Genomic DNA, 15,510 nt, shown 5'->3' on the forward strand with positions numbered 1-15,510 from the left:
GTCCGATCGACCTGATCATGCCCTGGCCTGCACACATACCCAGATGCCAGCTATTTCGAGTCCCCGCCAGATCGTGCTCCCCTTTCACTGGCACACAACCCGCTTTCACTAGCACACAATCCGCAACCGCCGACCGCCCGTCGCCGCCCCTGGCCCACGGCTCGCCGGCTCCCTTCTCAGAGCTGATGGACGTGGGGGCCCCGCAGCCGACCCCGGGTGTCCAGTAACAGCGGGGAGTACTCGGGCAGCCGGTCAAATGGAACGGCGTCGTGATCCTGCACCAGAATCGTAAGGTCGGCGTCCGCGGCGGCATCCAATGCGTCGGCAGTCCGCTCCACCGGTTCGCCGTCCGGCGCCCAGTCGTCGACGAGAGGATCGTGATAGGTGACGTCAGTGCCGGCCTGCCGCAGCAGTCGGACGAGCGTGGCGGCCGGGGTGGCCCGCAGGTCCGTACTGTTGCGCTTGTACGTCACTCCGACAATCAGCACCCGGGCGTTCCCCAGGGTTTTTCCTCGCTGTCGCAGCAGCTGCTCGGCGCGCCGCACGACATGCGCCGGCATCGCGGCGTTGACCTCTTGCGAGAGTTCGACCAGCCTCAGCGGGGCTCCGGAAGCGCGCGCCCAGTGCGTGAGATAGACGGGGTCGACCGGAATGCAGTGCCCACCGATACCCGGACCGGGGCGGAACGCCTGGAAGCCGAAGGGTTTGGTGCGTGCGCAGTCGAGAGCGTTCCACACATCGACCCCCAGCGTGCCGGCGACGACGGCGAGTTCATTGACCAGGGCGATGTTCACACTTCGGTACGTGTTTTCCAGGAGCTTCGCCAGTTCGGCCTCGCGTGCGGAGCCCGCTTCCACGACCTGGTCACACAGGTGCCGGAAGAATTCGGCCGCGGCCGCCGTGCACCGTGGGGTGTAACCACCCACGACGCGCGGTGTGTTCCGGACACTGAAGGTGTCGTTCCCCGGGTCGATGCGCTCCGGGGAGAAGGCCAGGGCGAAATCTCTTCCGGCGCTGAGTCCGGAGGCCCGCTCCACAATGCTTCGCACGACGTCGTCCGTGGTCCCGGGAAAGGACGTGGATTCCAGGACGACGAGGGTGCCGGGCTTCAGGCGATCCCCCAGGCCGCCGGCGGCGCATCGCACGTGGGAGAGGTCGGGGCTGCCCGTGTCGTCCAGTGGTGTGGGGACGCAGATCACCGCCACTGAGGCCTCGGCCAGCAGGTTCTCGTCGGCTGACGCTCGGAAACCGGCGTCCAGCATGGCCGCCAGGTCGGCATCGGTGACATCGGGGACGTGCGAGTGGCCCGAGTTCAGAGATGCGGTCACGGAAGGGTTGTCGTCGATCCCCATGACGCGCATGCCGGCGCGGCACGCCTCCCGTGCCAGCGGGAGACCGGTGTAGCCAAGTCCGATGACAGCGACGCTGTACATATCGTCTCCTGGATGCAGGGTGTTGGTGAGGAGGGGGTGGGGCTCTCCGCGCAGGGGCAGCGCTTCGGACGCCTGCGGACCGGGGCTTTGGGCGGGGTGTGGCTCGTCGAATCCGGCTGGGTAGGACGGCGGTCCGAGGACCGCCGCCGTTCTTTCCTTGCCGCACGCGTTCGGAGGCGATGGTCCGACCATCGAGGCCTTTCTCCCGGCAGCCCGTCCAGGAACCGGGCCTCGACACCCGTGCGCAGCCCCGAGTGGTAGCGCCGTTCGCATGGGCCGACGGCCTCATCCGTATGACGCGTCACCCACGGCACCACGTCACCTCGCGCCCAGAAGCAGATGGCTGTCATCCGGCGTCCTGGTGTCCCCGTAGCCCTGCGAAAGGCGCTCGTAGTCACTGCGAAGGACAGCGACGCGTTCACCGGTCGCACTTGTCATCTCGGGGGCCCCTCGTGTGGTGGACCATCAACGGACGCCGGATGTCTCGCGGGCAGCGAGCCGGGCGAGGGTGCTGCGGCAGATCTTTCCGGTGGGGCCGAGCGGCATGTCGTCGACCCGCAACAGCAGTTCGGGGAGTTTCCGTCGTTCGAGGCCGCGCTGGGACTCCAGGAACACCGTGAGCTCCGGCAGGTCCGGTGGGCGCGCGCCCGGCGTCTCGCGGATGCATGCGCACAGGCGCTCCCCCAGTTCCGGGTCGGGCACACCGACGCAGGCCACCTCGGCCACGGCGGAATGGGCGCTGAGTTCGCGTTCCACCTCGGCCGGGCTGATGTTGTAGCCACCTCGTACGACGATCTGCTGGAGACGGCCCAGTACATGGAGCCGGCCGTGTTCGTCCAGAAACCCGCGGTCGCCGGTACGGACCCAGCCGGTGGGAGTGCGGTACCGGGCGTCCAGGTCGGGGGCCGCCACGTAGCACAGCGGTGTCATCGGGCCTCTGGCACGGATCTCGCCGGGGTGTCCGGCCGGCACGGGGACACCGACGTCGTCGGTGACGCGGATGCGTGCCACGGCAGGGTCGGGGAGCCCGGTGCCCGTGTCGGGGAAGGCTCCTGCGCCGGCCGTGTGGCAGTTCACGCCGTCGGATGATCCGTAGACGGTGATGACGCGGCGCCCGAACCGGTCGCGGCACGCGTCGGCGGTGGCGTCCGGCAGGGCCGCGCCGCTGGACACCAGGGCCTGCAAGCCGGTGAAATCCTCCCGGGCTGTGGGTGGTTGGTCGGCGATACGGCGCAGCATCGTGGGCACGCCGAAGACGTGCGTGGGACGGTGTTCGACCATCACGCGGAGCGCCGCGGCCGGGTCGAAGGTCTCCTGCACCAGCAGGACGCCGCCGAGGGCGGCGAGCGTGACGGAGGTTCCGCAGGAGCCGAAGGAGGAGGCCAGCGGGACGAGCACGAGGTTGCGCATCACGCGGTCACCGTCGTGCAGGGCGCGTACGTAGGTGGCCCGGCCGCCGGCCATCGCGTTGTGGGAGTAGGCGACCATCTTGGGCTCCGCCTCCGAGCCGGAGGTGACCAGGATCCGGGCAGGTGCCTCGGGGTCGACCGCACGGGGCACGAAGGGCTGCCGCGCGGGCGCAGTGAGTGACTGCGCGGTGGAATGGCTTTCCCCGACGGTGAAGACCGCCTCAAGGTGGGGAAGGTGTGTGCGTGCCACCGCGTCGGAGGGATCCGTGACGATGGCCGCGCGGGCTCGGGACCGGCCCAGCAGGCTCACCGGGCCCCTGCTGCCGTGCCCCGGCGGATAGGGCAGCGCGACGGCGCCGATGGCCGCGACCGCGAGTTCCGCGGCCACCGCCTCGCGCCCGTTCGGCAGCCGTACGGCGACGATGTCCCGTTCGCCCAGGCCGCGTTCGGCGAGCCGTGCGGCGATGTGCCGTACCCGTGCGTCGAGCCCCGCGTAGTCCACCGCACCCGCGGAGTCGATGACGGCCGTCCGGCCGGGGTGACGTTTCACGTGTCCGGAGAAGAGCGTGTACAGATCACGGTCGGGGCAGTGGCCCTGTTCGACCCAGGCGCGACGCAATGGGGCCGGTACCAGGTCACGGATTGCGACACCGGCGTTCGATGTCCATCCGGTACCGAAGTTCGATGTCCCTCCGGTTGTCATGAGAACTCCCAGGGCGCGAGGGGGGCCGCATACTCCCCGACGGCCAGCGCCGGGGCGAACCGCGGGTCACGCGCCAGGTCCGCGAGACTGGTGCACACCGGCGTGACGGCCAGGCCCGCCGCCGCCAGTCGGGGCAGCCAGGCCGCGGTGGCCCGCGTCCGGGCCCGGGAGACGATCTCGGCCATGCCCGCCGAGGCGCCCAGTTCGAGCGCGCGCGCGAGGCGGTCCGGCCGCTCGCGGGCCTCCGGTCCGAGCGAGAGGTACCCGTCCCGCGTACGCAGCGGACGGTCCGTCCATCCGGCCCACCGGCGCCGACGGGGAACGAGCGCGGCGGCGGAGAACAAGGAGGAGTCCACGCGTTGGCCGTCTCCGGTGCGCCGCCGCGCCAGCAGCCCGGCCAGTACGCCTTGCGCGCTGACCAGTCCGCCGAGGACATCGGTGAGCGTCAACAGGGAGGGAGCGGGGGGCTCGTGCGCGGGGCGCACCGCGGCGGCGAGCCCGCTGTGTGCCTGGACCAGGTAGTCGGTCCCCACCGGCGGTGCCGGCCCCAGGGCATCGCCCCACCCGGACGCCCACGCGTACACCAACCCGGGGCGAACGGAGCTCAGGTCCTCGTGGTCCAGCCCCAGCTCGGCTGCCTTGCCCGGCGCCCAGTTGTGCAGGAAGACATCGGCCTCGGACACCAGCTCACGCACCTCCTGCCGTCCCTTCGCGGAGGTGAAGTCGATCTCCGTGACGGCTTTTCCGGCGTTGAGGGCGCTGAAGCGGGCCGAGCAGGTGCCTGCGAGGGGCGGTATACCGCGCATCGGGTCACCGCCCGGCGGCTCGACGCGTACGACGTCGGCGCCCAGGAGCCGCAGGACATGCCCGGCCAGGGGCCCCTGGACACGTCGTGTCGACTCGACGACCCGCAGGCCCGCAAGGGGTGCCCCCGCCGTCGGGCCCGCTCTGCGGGAGGCGCCGCCCGTACGGGGCCGGCCGATCGCGGCGCCGGCGGGTCCGGGGCACGGCGTGAGGGTCCACGGCCGCGTCACCGTCGGCGGGAGAGGGTCCTCCCGTACCGGCAGCACGGCGACTCCCGCTCGGTCCGCCGCCGCCCGGACGACGGCGTACGAGGCACGCTGCACGGTCTCCGGCAGCGCCTCGGGCAGGGAGCAGGTGGCGGTGGCGAACCGCTGCTGGAACGGCCGCCACCCACGTCCGGTCTCACGGCGGTCCACGCCGAGCCGCTGCCAGAAGTCCAGCCATCGATGGGCGTCGAGGGTTTCGAGTTCGAAGCGCACGCCGTCGGCGGAGACGAACGGGCACCCGCCGGGCGCGAGGTACGCCTCCCCTTCGACCCGGGGGTCGCTGCTTGCCGTGCCCCGCTCATGGCCGTCCTCCGCGTCGTCGCCGTCGGCGGTCGCGGCCGCGAGGTACTGGGCGAGGGCGAGCAGCGCGGCTTGGCTCACCGAGGTCCGTACACGCGTGACATCGGCGCCCGCGGCCCGCGCGACGAGTGCCGCGCAGACTCCCTGGGCGGTGAGGACCCCCGCCACTGTGGAGGCGTAGTCGGCGGCGAGCGGGGTCGGCCGCCCGGCCGCCCGGCCGTGAACGTGCATGATCCCGCAGGCCGCCTGGACGGCGCGCTCGTCGGGCAGGGAGACAGGAAGCGGGCCCTGCCAGTCGATGTCCCACCCGACGGTGGCGGTGGCCGGATCGTCCACCAGGGCGAGCACGTGTGCCGCGACCTGGGCGGCCGCCGAGGCCGGGCCGCCGGCGCGCGGCATGTGGCGCGTCACCGGGTCTCCTCCGCGCGCGGCCGCCAAGCGCCTTTCCCTTCTTCGGCCCGCGGTCGGCGACCGTGTACCGAGTAGATGACGCTGGACGTGGCGCAGAACGACGGATCCCGCATCAGCGCGCGTACGTTCCTCAGCTGCGCCTCGGTCATGCCCGCGGCGATGAGCTTGTCCTGCAGGTGGTAAGTGTGGTTGAGCTGCAACCGCAGGCCGGGCGATCCTGCGGTACGCAGTTCGATGCGGGGCCGTGGGTCGATGTCGACGAGCCCCGCGGCACGCATGGCGGTCGGCGCGCGCCGGCCCCACTGGGGGTCTCCGCCACCGGCCCGCATGACGGCGCACTTGGTGTCGAGGAAGGCCGCGTAGAGCCGCGCGGACACCTCGTCGGGGGTGAGCAGGGGCGGTTCGTAGGAGGTGTCGAACTCCTCGATGTGGAGCCACCCGCCGGGCTTGAGGGCGCACACCAACTTGTCGAGAACGGCGAGGCGTTCGGGCAGGTGCTGGAGTACGAGACGGGCGACGACGAGGTCGAAGGACGCCTCCGGGAGGGGATCGGTCACCACGTCGTGCTCGACCGCGGTCAGGCACGGCCGTCGCGGGATGTGGTGCGGTTTGACGTCGGTGGCCATGACCTCGCCGGTGGGAGCGACGCGTTCGGCGAGCCACTGGGCCACACTCCCGCTTCCGGAACCGATCTCCAGGCACCGCCATCCGCTGGTGACACCGGTCTCGGCGAGCCGTGCGAAGGTCATGGCGTCGTAGGCCTCGGTGAGGCAGCGGTGCAGTTCGTAGCTGTGCACGTTGTCGTTGTCGAAGACGTAACCGGGGTCCTCGGCCAGGAACTGACGCATGTTCTCTCCCCCTTTTTCCCGTCTCAGGTCCATCGGCCGGAGCCGTAGGTGTCCGTACGTCCGGTGAGGCGGTGCAGCAGTTCCCTGCGCCGGACCTTTCCGGTGCCGGTGCGTGGCACTTCGTCCCAGGTGAGGGCGACCGGTTCACGCAGGGGCGGCAGACCACGCACTGCTTCCTTCCAACCGGCCTGGTCCAGAAGGCCGTCGGCGGTGACCACGACCGGCAGCGGATCCTGGTCCGGATCGGCGAGGACGACACACTCCAGGGCCTGCGGCAACCGGGCTTCCAGGACGTCCTCGGTACGCAGACAGCTGAGCTGCGGCGTGCGGTCGACCTCGCGGTCGAGCAGTTCGATACTTCCGTCGCGGTTGCGGGCGCCGATGTCGCCTGTGTTCCACCACATGCCGTGCCGCTTGGCCGACCAGCGGTCTTCCTCGCCGATGTAGCCCAGGGCGCAGGCGGCGGTCCTGGCCAGTACCAGACCCGCCTCCCCCCGGGGCAGGGGCCGGAAGGTGTCGGGATCGACCACCCGCAGCCGCGTCTTCAGCGGCACCGGACGTCCCAGATTGCGGCTGCCGGCCCCACCCGACGCCTTGTGTGCCGACTGGCGGGTGTGGAAACGGAAGGTCAGCGGGCCCGTCTCGGTCTGCCCCCACCCCTCCACCCACACCGGACGGGGGTGCCTGCTCGCCGTGAGGTAGGCGCGGACCGTGGGGGGATGCATGGCGTCGTACGTACTGATGACCGTGCGGACGCGACGGAAGGGGTTGTCCAGCCCTTCGGTCAGCGGCAGGAAGCGGACGAACGAGGCGGGCAGTGCCTCGAGGACGGTCGGCGGATGGGCGCGCAGCACCGGGTCCGCGAGGTACGGGTCCTGTGTGGTGATGATCGAGATCTCGGCGGGGGCCATGCACAGGGTGCTCGCGGTCCAGCAGAACGTCCTGCCGTGGGAGAACGCGCTGGCGTTGACCAGGGTGTCGCTGCGTCGCAGGCCGATGCGCGGCAACCGCACGCTCTCGAACCGCGCCAACTTGCCGATGATCGTGCGCGTCGAGTGCGTCACCAGCTTGGGAACGCCGGTGGTGCCCGAGGTGTGGTTGATCACCAGGGGCTCGTCGTCGTGCCTGCGGTGCGGCCCGGGGGCGGTGTGCCCGCGTACCTCGTCCATGCCCAACGTCCCGGGCGCGGCGCCGTCCAGAACCAGGGTCACGCGTGCGGCCGCGGCAAGGTCGGTGCCCTCCTTCCTGCCGCGCTCCAGCACATCGGCCGTCGTGACGAGCAGAGCGGGACCGAGCCGGGCCAGCAGTGTTCCCAGCGCCTCGCCCGACAGGTGCGCGGACAGCTGCGCGGGAACGGCGCCGACGCGCACGGCCGCGCAGGCCAGCAGGTCGTAGTCCCAGTGATTGTCCTTGACGATCGCCACCCGGTCGCCCGGCGCCGCCCCGGCGGCGGCCAGCCAGCCCGCTGCCTCCTGTACGAGCGCGGCGAGTTGGGGGATCGTGTAGTGGGTCCGGGCGCCCCCGTCGATGTCGAAGGGCCGGTCCAGGTACACCCGGGTGCCGATCCGGTGTTCGGCACACTCGTCGAACAGGACGCCCATGTCATGCGGTTTCACCTGAGGCCTCCGAGGATGCCTGGGCGAAAGACCGCCCAAGCGGTCGGGTGAGCTGACCGCCGTGCATTGCGAGAACCAAGCGCGTACGCCGTGCTGAGCGAGAACCAGGACAGCACATGCACCTCCAAGCTTTGCCGTATCGAACCGGGCTGGTTTCAACCCGGCTGGTGTTGACCGTGGAAGACCTGTCGGGTCGCTGACCCGCAGGCAGCGTGAGCCAGGAATCCCCCTGCTTCAGCTGGGGGAGGATTCAAGAGACGTTCTCCTCTGCGGAGAGCGGGGCGAGGTGGGGCCGTCCGACCGACCGGGGCGGCCGCAGCCGGCTCAGGACACGTGACGCGGCGAGCGCGCCCGAACGCACGGCGCCTTCGCTGGCCGGCCGCAGCATCACCCAGTCACCGGCGTACTCCACCGGCCGTGCCTCCCGCGCCATGAACCGCGCGCGGTGGCGCAGCGCCCGGGGGGTGGCCTCGGGCAGACCGTGGGTGAAGGCGTGCACGAAGCGGCGACCACCTGCCCCCTCCAGACCGGGGACGTAGCGCGTGGCGGCCCGTACGAGCCGGTCGGCGGTCTGCTGCTCCGGCTCCTTCATCAGTTCGGGGATGCGGCGGGCATCGGCCATGAGGGTCAGCAGTCCCTTGCCCGGGGGCACCCTGTCCGGGTGCTTGGCGTGGTCCACGATGATCGCGGAGAGCACGTCGTCCTCCGCGTCCGGCGTCAGCAGGACGTACAGGGGCTTGCGGGACGCGGGCGCGAGCGGCCGGTCCAGCAGGCAGCTGACCTTGAGCGTCGGCGTGAACGTACACGCCGTCAGGAACGGCAGCTCGTCGGCCGGGGCGTTGGCGTGCAGCCGCGCCGCGACCGGAGCGGGCGCGCAGAGAACCACCGAGCGCGCCGTGACGACGTCACCGCCCACGCGCAGCCGCACGCAGCCTTGCTCGGTGACGACCTCGTGCACCGCGCTGCCGGTGGCCACGTCGAGTCCTTCGGCCAGCCGACGTGCGAGCAGATCCATGCCGTCGCGGTACGTCCGCCAGCGGGCGGACGGTCCCACCGACAGCAGCAGGCTGACCATCGGTGCCGCTGCGGAGCGCGTCGTGTCCCAGCCGAAGAAGCTGCCGGCGACCGGCTGGAACAGATAGTCGTGAACGTCCCTGTGGTATCGCCGCGCGAACTCGCTGACCGTCGAAGCCCCCACCGGGGTCCTTTCGGGGTGGTCGTCGTCGAACTCCCGGCGGTGCGCACCCGTCCAGGCCAGGAACCGGGCCAGGTCGAACCGGGCGCGGGGCGGGAGCCCCGCACCGGTGAGCACCGCGAAGGTGTCCGCCACGCCGGGGTGGGCCCGCCCGCCGCGCCACACCCCGATCGACTTGCCGATGCGCGGTACGTCGTGCTGCGGCACGCCCAACCGCGAGAGCAGTTCCCATGTCGCGCGGTACCCCTGGTCCGAGACCTGTTCGGCGCCCTCGTCAATGGTGTAGCCGTCGTGCCTGAAGCTGTGCATCCGGCCGCCGACGTGCTCCTGCTCCTCGAACACCCGCACCTCGAGACCGGCGCGCCGCAGTTCGTGTGCGGCGGTCAGCCCGGCCATGCCGGCGCCGACCACTGCGACGTCGAGATCAGGGCTCATACCGAGGCCCCCGCGCCGACGATCAGATTCGCGGTGATCAGCAGCACCGTGCTGACCCGGTGCGCCGGGAACCCGAGCCTGCGGGCGCGCATGATGTCCCCCTGCCGGAAGCCGGTGAGGTACTGCCTCGCGCGCAGCGCGGTGACGGGCAACATCAGGAGCACGAACCACCACGGGGCGATCCCGACGGCGGAGGAGACCGCGCCGATCAGGAATTCCGCCACGGACAGCGAACCGATGAAGACGGCGTTGCCCTTCGGCGAGACCAGGCACGCCACGGTCAGACGCCCGACGGCGCGGTCCCCGGGGATGTCGTTGGTGTTGGAGTACACGCCGAACAGCAGCGGCCCGAAACCGAACAGCACCCCCTGGACGAACAGAAATCCGGAGAAGTGGCCGGCCGCCAGCCCGTACGCCCCCATCACCAGCCCCGCGCCCAGCCCCGCGAGAAAGATCTCCTGGAAACCGTGATAGCTGATCTTCAGCCCGTAGGAGTACTGGATCGAGACCGTGAACAGGGCCACGACCAGCACCACCGTCCAGGTGGGCAGGTGCGGAGCGGTCGCCATGGCGGCGGCCCACAGCACGGCACCGATGACGGCGGTGGTCCAGCCGAAGCCGAGCGCTTCGCGCAGCGTCAGGGTCCCCGCGACCAGTGGCTTGCGGAGTTTGTTGCGCAGCGGGTTGTCCGGGCCGTAGTTCGCGGCGTCACTGCCGTCGCGGTATCCGGTCACGTCGTCGAGGGCGACCATGGCGACGATCACGAAGACCGCGCCGAAGAGGAACAGGGCGAGGGTCACGAGGGTCGTGGGCGGCAGGCCGGCGACGGGCAGCAGCACCGCGGACAGTGCCACGGCGATGCTCGGGTAGTAGTCGTAGACATCGAGTTTGCCCAGCCGCGCGTAGCTGCGGACCTTGCTCTCCGGGCGTACGTGGCCGGCCGTGAACGGTCCGGCCTCGGTGCGGCTCGTCATCTGCTCCGCTCCTTCGACTTTCTTCGGTTTCTTCGGTTTCTTCGGATCGACCGGGGCGCCCTATGGGGCGTCCGGTGAGGGGCCTGCCACAGCTGGTGAGAGGCTTGCTACGGCTGGTGCCGCCGCGTCACCGGTCATCGGGCTTTGCTCAGGTCGGCGTAGCCGCAGACGGTGTCCGCGATGTGTTCCACCTGGGCGTCGGTGAGGCGCGGGTGGACGGGGATGGCCAGTTGGCGCCGGGCGGCGCTCTCCGCGTGCGGCCAGCTGCGGTCCGCGGGGGCGAACCGGGTGAACGCGGGCTGGTGCGGCAGCGGCAGGGGGTAGTACACATGGCTCTCGACGCCACGGGCGGCCAGGTATTCCTTCAGCTCGTCCCGCTCCTCGGCGAGGAGGGAGTACACGTAGAAGCAGCGGCCGTCGCGGCCCGGTGGAGGGGGCAGCACTCCGCGCTCGCGCAGTGGCGTGAAGCGTTTGGTGTAGTAGTCGGCGATGCGGGCCCGGCGCTCCAGCAGACCGGGGAAACCGGGGAGCCGGTGGAGTTGGAAGGCCGCGAGCACTTCGTCGAACCGGCTGTTGTAGCCGGTGCGCCGGTAGACGAACCGCTCAGTCTGCCCGTGGTTGCGCAACAACCTGACGTCACGCCCGAGTTCGGGGTCCATGGTGACGACGGCGCCGCCCTCGCCGGCGGTTCCGAAGGTCTTGACCTGGACGAAGGAGAACACTCCGGCCTCCCCCCAGGTGCCGGCGGGGCGGCCGTCGAGGGTGCCGCCCTGGGCGACCGCCGAGTCCTCGATCAGGCGCACGCCGTGGCGCTGGGCGATCTCCCGCATGCGAGGCATGTCCGCCATCACGGAGAACATGTGCGCGGGCATGATCGCCCTGGTCCGGCCGGTGATCGCTTGTTCCATACGGTCCGGGTCGGCCACCATCGTCCACGGGTCGATGTCCGCGAACACCGGCGTCGCCTTCAGTCCCACCACGGTGTTGGCCAGCGGGGCGCAGCCGTAGGCCGGTACGACCACCTCGTCGCCGGGTCCGATACCCATGGCGTGCAGGATGAGGGTCAGTGCGGAGGTGCCGCTGGAGCTGGCCACGACGTCGGCGGCGCCCAGCGAGATGCGCAGGGCCTCTTCGAAGCGGGCGGTGTGCTCGCCGAGGAGGAACCTCTGTTCCGGGGCGGTGCCGATCTCGTGGACGAGGTCCAGCAGCGTCTGCCGGTCGTCCTCGAAGAGGTCCGGGGGGAAGAAGGGAATCGTCACGCCGGCCTCCTGGACATCCTGGTCGGGAAACGGCGGACGAGGTCGCACACCGTGTCGACGTCGTCGATGCTCAGGTCGGGGTACAGCGGGAGGGCGATCGTGCGTTCGCAGGCCGTCTCGGCATGCGGGAAGTCTCCGCGGCGGTATCCCAGGTCGGCGAAGCACTCCTGCAGGTGCAGCGGGGTCGGGTAGTACGTCTCGGTGCCCACACCGTGTTCGGCCAGGTACCCGGCGAGTTCGTCGCGCCGCTCGACCTCGATCAGGTAGACGTAGAAGACCGGCTGGGTCCGCGCGGTGTGTGGCACCACGGTGGGCAGCCGCAGTACGCCGGGCGCGTCGGCCAGTCGTTCGGTGTAGGCGGCTGCGAGTCGGGCCCGACGGGCGATGTCCTCGTGCAACCGGGCCAGCTTGGCGAGGAGGACAGCCGCCTGGATGTCGTCCATCTTGCTGTTGACGCCGTTGACGGTGGTCTCGTTGTTGATGCCGGGGAAGTGGGCCAGCGTCCTGCCGTAGCGCCCGTGATGACGCAACGCCGCCGCGGTTTGCGCGAGTTTCCGGTCGTCGGTGAGGATCGCCCCGGCATCGCCGATGGCCCCGAGCGTCTTGGTGGGGAAGAACGAGAGCACCCCGCCGGCCCCCAGCAGCCCGGCGTGCACCCCGCCCCACCGCATGCCGATGGCCTCGGCGCTGTCCTCCACCACGGTGAGCCCGTGGTGGTGCGCGACGCCGAGCAGCCCGTCCATGTCGGCCATCTGGCAGAACAGGTGGACCGGCATGATCATGCGGGTGCGCGGGGTGACCGCGTCGGCCGCGGATTTGGGATCCATCGCATAACTGACAGGGTCGATGTCGGCGAAGACCGGTCGGCCGCCGGCCAGCACGACGGAGGAGGCCGAGGCCACGAAGGTGAAGGCCGGGACGATGACTTCGTCGCCAGGCCCCAGGCCGCAGGCGCGCAGCAGCAGCAGCAGCGCGTCGGTGCCGCTGTTGACCCCCACCGCGTAGCGGGCGCCGGTCCACCGGGCCAGGGCCTCCTCGAACCGGGCGACCTGCCGGCCGTGCGAGAACTTGCCGTCGTCGAGGACTTCGGTCAGCCGGGACCGGATGTCCGGCCAGAGAGCTTCGAACGTGAGGGCCTGAGTGAAGAAGGGCACCTTCCTCGAGGCGCCGCCCGCTGTGCCGCTCGCTGTGCCGAGCCTGCCGTTCCTCTGGACGAACGATGCGTCGCGCATGTTTCCTCTCGTGACGGTGGGGCGAAGCAGGGCGATGTGGTGCAGGCCCCGCCGGGGCAGGCGGCCTGAGCGCAGGGCGGCTTCGGGGACCGGGGCCGAGCGGTCGAAAGGAGGGCAACGTCCGGCGCTCCCACGGTGTGCCGGGGAGCGCCGGACGCGGGACCGCGGGTCAGAGCAGCGAGAACTCCAGCTCACCGGAGTGGTAGCGGTGCACCGCCTGGATCAGCTCCTCGACCGACAGCTGACCGTCACTGTCCGCGTCGATCTGCTGGAATGCCGCGTCCGCCGTGGAGTTGTCGCCGCCGATGGCACGGATCCAGTGCCGGAACTCCTGCGGGCTGACCTGACCGTCGCCGTCGGTGTCGCACAGGTCGGCGATCGCCTTGATCGTCGGGCGCAGCACTTGGTCGAAGCCGACTTGCCCGCGGTCGAGCACCTGCTTCTCCGCCACGCCCTGGAACAGTTCGAGGCTCAGCGCGCCGTCGTTCCCGACTCCGGCCTGGCCTGCCAGGTATTCCCACATCCCCAGGTACGCCTTGGTGAGAGCCTGCCCCTTCGTGGAACTCTCGGATTCCCCGAACGAGTCCAGAATGCGCTTGGCCTCGCCTGCCCAGTCACTACGGTCGATGGTGCCGTCGCCATTCTGGTCCCACATTTCGAAGCGGCGACGCAGTCGCTGTTCCTGTACGGAAGTAGTCACACTTTCCCTTTCGCAGGAATTCCTCGGGATTTCTGTTCGCAGCCAGACTCGCGGCCTGGTGCGTCTTCGGAAAGATACCCACAAGAAAGGGTGCCACTAACTCACTCTCAAGAGTGATAAACCATCGCGTCAGAAATGTTTTTGGGCACACAGAAGCGCACTACTGAATCGCGCTACTGAAACAACCGGCGAAGATCCATTTCAACCGTGCAAGACGGCCGTGAATTTCATTCTTTCTTTTCAAATACTCCGATGCGCCGACTCAGCAGGAGGACCATTACCGACAGAGCGATCGGGGCCACCTGAGAAATGAGTTGCGCGACCACATCCGCGGTGTCGAAGCGACCCAGATGTGCAACATGGAATACCAGGTGGGGAACCGTGAAGGCGAGGCAGCCGAAGGTCGCGGCGTGCACCAGGTGCCGCTCCAAGGAGACAGCAGCCAACGCCAACACCGCTGTCAGGGCGAGCGACAGGGCGCCGAGGTCGCGCACCAGGTGTTCGTTGTACGGCGGGAATTTCGCCAGCCACCCATTACCCGGGAGAGGGAACCCGTCGTGGAAGGATCGTGGCGCGAAGAGAGCCCACACTCCTGGCAGTCCCTGCCCCAGGGACAGCAGCACCAGTGCGGCACGTACCGGGAGCAGTCCGGTCACCGGCACCGGCCCTACCATGCCGACCACATCGGTTCGTTGACCGATTTCACAGGACTTGGCGGGCGTGGATCCCTTGTCCGGACCCGTAAGGCTCTGCTGGATCCGCGGGTGAGGGGCCGCTCCGAGCGTCTTGCGCTCGGAGCGGCCCCTGCCGCCGGCGTGCGGCTCAGACACCCAGAAGAGGGGCGTCGAGTTCGCCCGCGTGGTACTGACCCACCGCGGCCACGAGTTCCTCGACGGACAGTTGCCCGTTACCGTCCGCGTCCACCTTGCGGAACGCCTCGTCCGCGTCGATCCGGTTGTCACCGATGGCACCGAGCCACGTCCGGAACTCTTGCGGATTGACCTGCCCGTCGCCGTCGACGTCGCACAGGTCGACCATCGCGCGGATGCTCGGGCGGAGCATGGTGCCGAAGCCGGCCGCGCCGGCGCTCAGCATCTGGGTGTCGGCGATCTCGATGAACTGTTCCAACGACAGGGTCTGATCGGCGGCGATGCCGGCCTCTCGCGTCATGTGGTCCCACATGTGCGGGTACTCGTGCAGCAACGCCCGGGCCTTGGGAGAGTCCTCCGACTCGCCGAAAGCGCGGACGATACGCCGGGCCTCCTCCTCCAGGTCATGGCGCCCGATACGTCCGTCCTCGTCGGTGTCGTAGAGCTCGAAACGCTGCCGGAGACGCTCGACCTGCGCTGTCTTGTTGGACATCTCACTCCTCGTTCTCGAAAGGGCTGCGGAGAAAACCGGCCGCCTCGCGCCGAAACCTTGGAGATCGAAGGATCTCCTTTCCAGAATTCCAGAGGAATCAAAAATCCCGAGGGGATGACCAAGTAATCGACCGCACCATGCAGGGCAAAACCGCATGCCCTGTGCAAGATACATGAGTACTAGCAATCTTCGCCGCCTGTCAACGGGGGTACGTAACCGGCAGGCCGCAGAAACATTTCCTCGGATTCTCGACCAACTCTTGATGGCCGATTGTCTTCGCCCGCAGGTTCGACCGAGTGGACGGGTGGGGCTCATGAGAGTCTGCCCACCGAGCCGGACGGACCGCACAGTCACCGTGGACGTGATTTTCGAGCCATCTCCTCACCAGTCGGCGAGTGCGGTGAATAAATACGTGGAAGGTCGCCAATAGATACGGTGCGACGAACCCGCGCTCATGCAACCGACGCCTCGCTCGAAAAAATTCCGCGAAGTGCGTCGTGCGCGTTTCAGGGGAAGAAGAGATGGGCATGCCGAACATTTTCATACTAATTCGCCGACCTGCT

General features: G+C 69.6%; 12 protein-coding genes. All 12 read right to left on the reverse strand.

Annotated elements, in window-relative coordinates; translation table 11 throughout:
• Nucleotides 1-176: 176 nt before the first annotated feature.
• Complete coding sequence (locus tag OG622_RS08675) at nucleotides 177-1,433, reverse strand: nucleotide sugar dehydrogenase (RefSeq protein ID WP_371574555.1); 1,257 nt, start codon at nucleotides 1,431-1,433, stop codon at nucleotides 177-179.
• A 465-nt stretch (nucleotides 1,434-1,898) separates the two neighbouring features.
• On the reverse strand, nucleotides 1,899-3,545 hold the full coding sequence (locus OG622_RS08680; protein WP_371574556.1) for a class I adenylate-forming enzyme family protein: 1,647 nt from the start codon (nucleotides 3,543-3,545) through the stop codon (nucleotides 1,899-1,901).
• Nucleotides 3,542-5,326 carry a CoA transferase gene (locus OG622_RS08685; protein ID WP_371574558.1) on the reverse strand — a complete coding sequence of 595 codons (1,785 nt, stop codon included), beginning with the start codon at nucleotides 5,324-5,326 and terminating at the stop codon, nucleotides 3,542-3,544. Before OG622_RS08685 ends, OG622_RS08680 begins: the two co-directional genes overlap by 4 nt.
• Entirely contained in the window at nucleotides 5,323-6,174 is an 852-nt protein-coding gene (locus OG622_RS08690; protein ID WP_371574559.1) for a methyltransferase, read from the reverse strand. Before OG622_RS08690 ends, OG622_RS08685 begins: the two co-directional genes overlap by 4 nt.
• 23 nt (nucleotides 6,175-6,197) lie before the next feature.
• Nucleotides 6,198-7,775, reverse strand: a complete 1,578-nt coding sequence (locus OG622_RS08695; RefSeq protein ID WP_371584035.1) for an AMP-binding protein — start codon at nucleotides 7,773-7,775, stop codon at nucleotides 6,198-6,200.
• Nucleotides 7,776-8,040: 265 nt separating this feature from the next.
• Nucleotides 8,041-9,420: an NAD(P)/FAD-dependent oxidoreductase gene (locus OG622_RS08700; RefSeq protein WP_371574561.1), complete on the reverse strand. Its 1,380-nt coding sequence runs from the start codon at nucleotides 9,418-9,420 to the stop codon at nucleotides 8,041-8,043.
• Entirely contained in the window at nucleotides 9,417-10,394 is a 978-nt protein-coding gene (locus tag OG622_RS08705) for a UbiA family prenyltransferase (protein ID WP_371574563.1), read from the reverse strand. Before OG622_RS08705 ends, OG622_RS08700 begins: the two co-directional genes overlap by 4 nt.
• Nucleotides 10,395-10,528: 134 nt before the next feature.
• Nucleotides 10,529-11,653, reverse strand: a complete 1,125-nt coding sequence (locus OG622_RS08710) for a DegT/DnrJ/EryC1/StrS family aminotransferase (RefSeq protein ID WP_371574565.1) — start codon at nucleotides 11,651-11,653, stop codon at nucleotides 10,529-10,531.
• Nucleotides 11,650-12,885 (reverse strand): DegT/DnrJ/EryC1/StrS family aminotransferase, encoded by a 1,236-nt coding sequence (locus OG622_RS08715; protein WP_371574567.1) that lies wholly within the window; start codon nucleotides 12,883-12,885, stop codon nucleotides 11,650-11,652. Before OG622_RS08715 ends, OG622_RS08710 begins: the two co-directional genes overlap by 4 nt.
• 169 nt (nucleotides 12,886-13,054) lie before the next feature.
• The gene (locus tag OG622_RS08720; RefSeq protein ID WP_371574570.1) at nucleotides 13,055-13,585 is read right to left on the reverse strand and encodes an EF-hand domain-containing protein; all 531 of its coding nucleotides are present in this window, start codon (nucleotides 13,583-13,585) and stop codon (nucleotides 13,055-13,057) included.
• Nucleotides 13,586-13,812: 227 nt separating this feature from the next.
• Entirely contained in the window at nucleotides 13,813-14,415 is a 603-nt protein-coding gene (locus OG622_RS08725; RefSeq protein WP_371574571.1) for a hypothetical protein, read from the reverse strand.
• The gene (locus OG622_RS08730; protein ID WP_371574573.1) at nucleotides 14,408-14,947 is read right to left on the reverse strand and encodes an EF-hand domain-containing protein; all 540 of its coding nucleotides are present in this window, start codon (nucleotides 14,945-14,947) and stop codon (nucleotides 14,408-14,410) included. The genes OG622_RS08725 and OG622_RS08730 overlap by 8 nt, the downstream gene beginning before the upstream one ends.
• Nucleotides 14,948-15,510: the final 563 nt, after the last annotated feature.

This window comes from Streptomyces sp. NBC_01314, from assembly GCF_041435215.1.
Taxonomy (GTDB): Bacteria; Actinomycetota; Actinomycetes; order Streptomycetales; family Streptomycetaceae; genus Streptomyces.

Bases quoted from the DNA above. Each gene is read 5' to 3' on its own strand.
- OG622_RS08730 (WP_371574573.1), bottom strand. From the start codon at position 14,947: ATGTCCAACAAGACAGCGCAGGTCGAGCGTCTCCGGCAGCGTTTCGAG.
- OG622_RS08700 (WP_371574561.1), bottom strand. From the start codon at position 9,420: ATGAGCCCTGATCTCGACGTCGCAGTGGTCGGCGCCGGCATGGCCGGG.
- OG622_RS08690 (WP_371574559.1), bottom strand. From the start codon at position 6,174: ATGCGTCAGTTCCTGGCCGAGGACCCCGGTTACGTCTTCGACAACGAC.
- OG622_RS08675 (WP_371574555.1), bottom strand. From the start codon at position 1,433: ATGTACAGCGTCGCTGTCATCGGACTTGGCTACACCGGTCTCCCGCTG.
- OG622_RS08705 (WP_371574563.1), bottom strand. From the start codon at position 10,394: ATGACGAGCCGCACCGAGGCCGGACCGTTCACGGCCGGCCACGTACGC.
- OG622_RS08715 (WP_371574567.1), bottom strand. From the start codon at position 12,885: ATGCGCGACGCATCGTTCGTCCAGAGGAACGGCAGGCTCGGCACAGCG.
- OG622_RS08695 (WP_371584035.1), bottom strand. From the start codon at position 7,775: ATGGGCGTCCTGTTCGACGAGTGTGCCGAACACCGGATCGGCACCCGG.
- OG622_RS08680 (WP_371574556.1), bottom strand. From the start codon at position 3,545: ATGACAACCGGAGGGACATCGAACTTCGGTACCGGATGGACATCGAAC.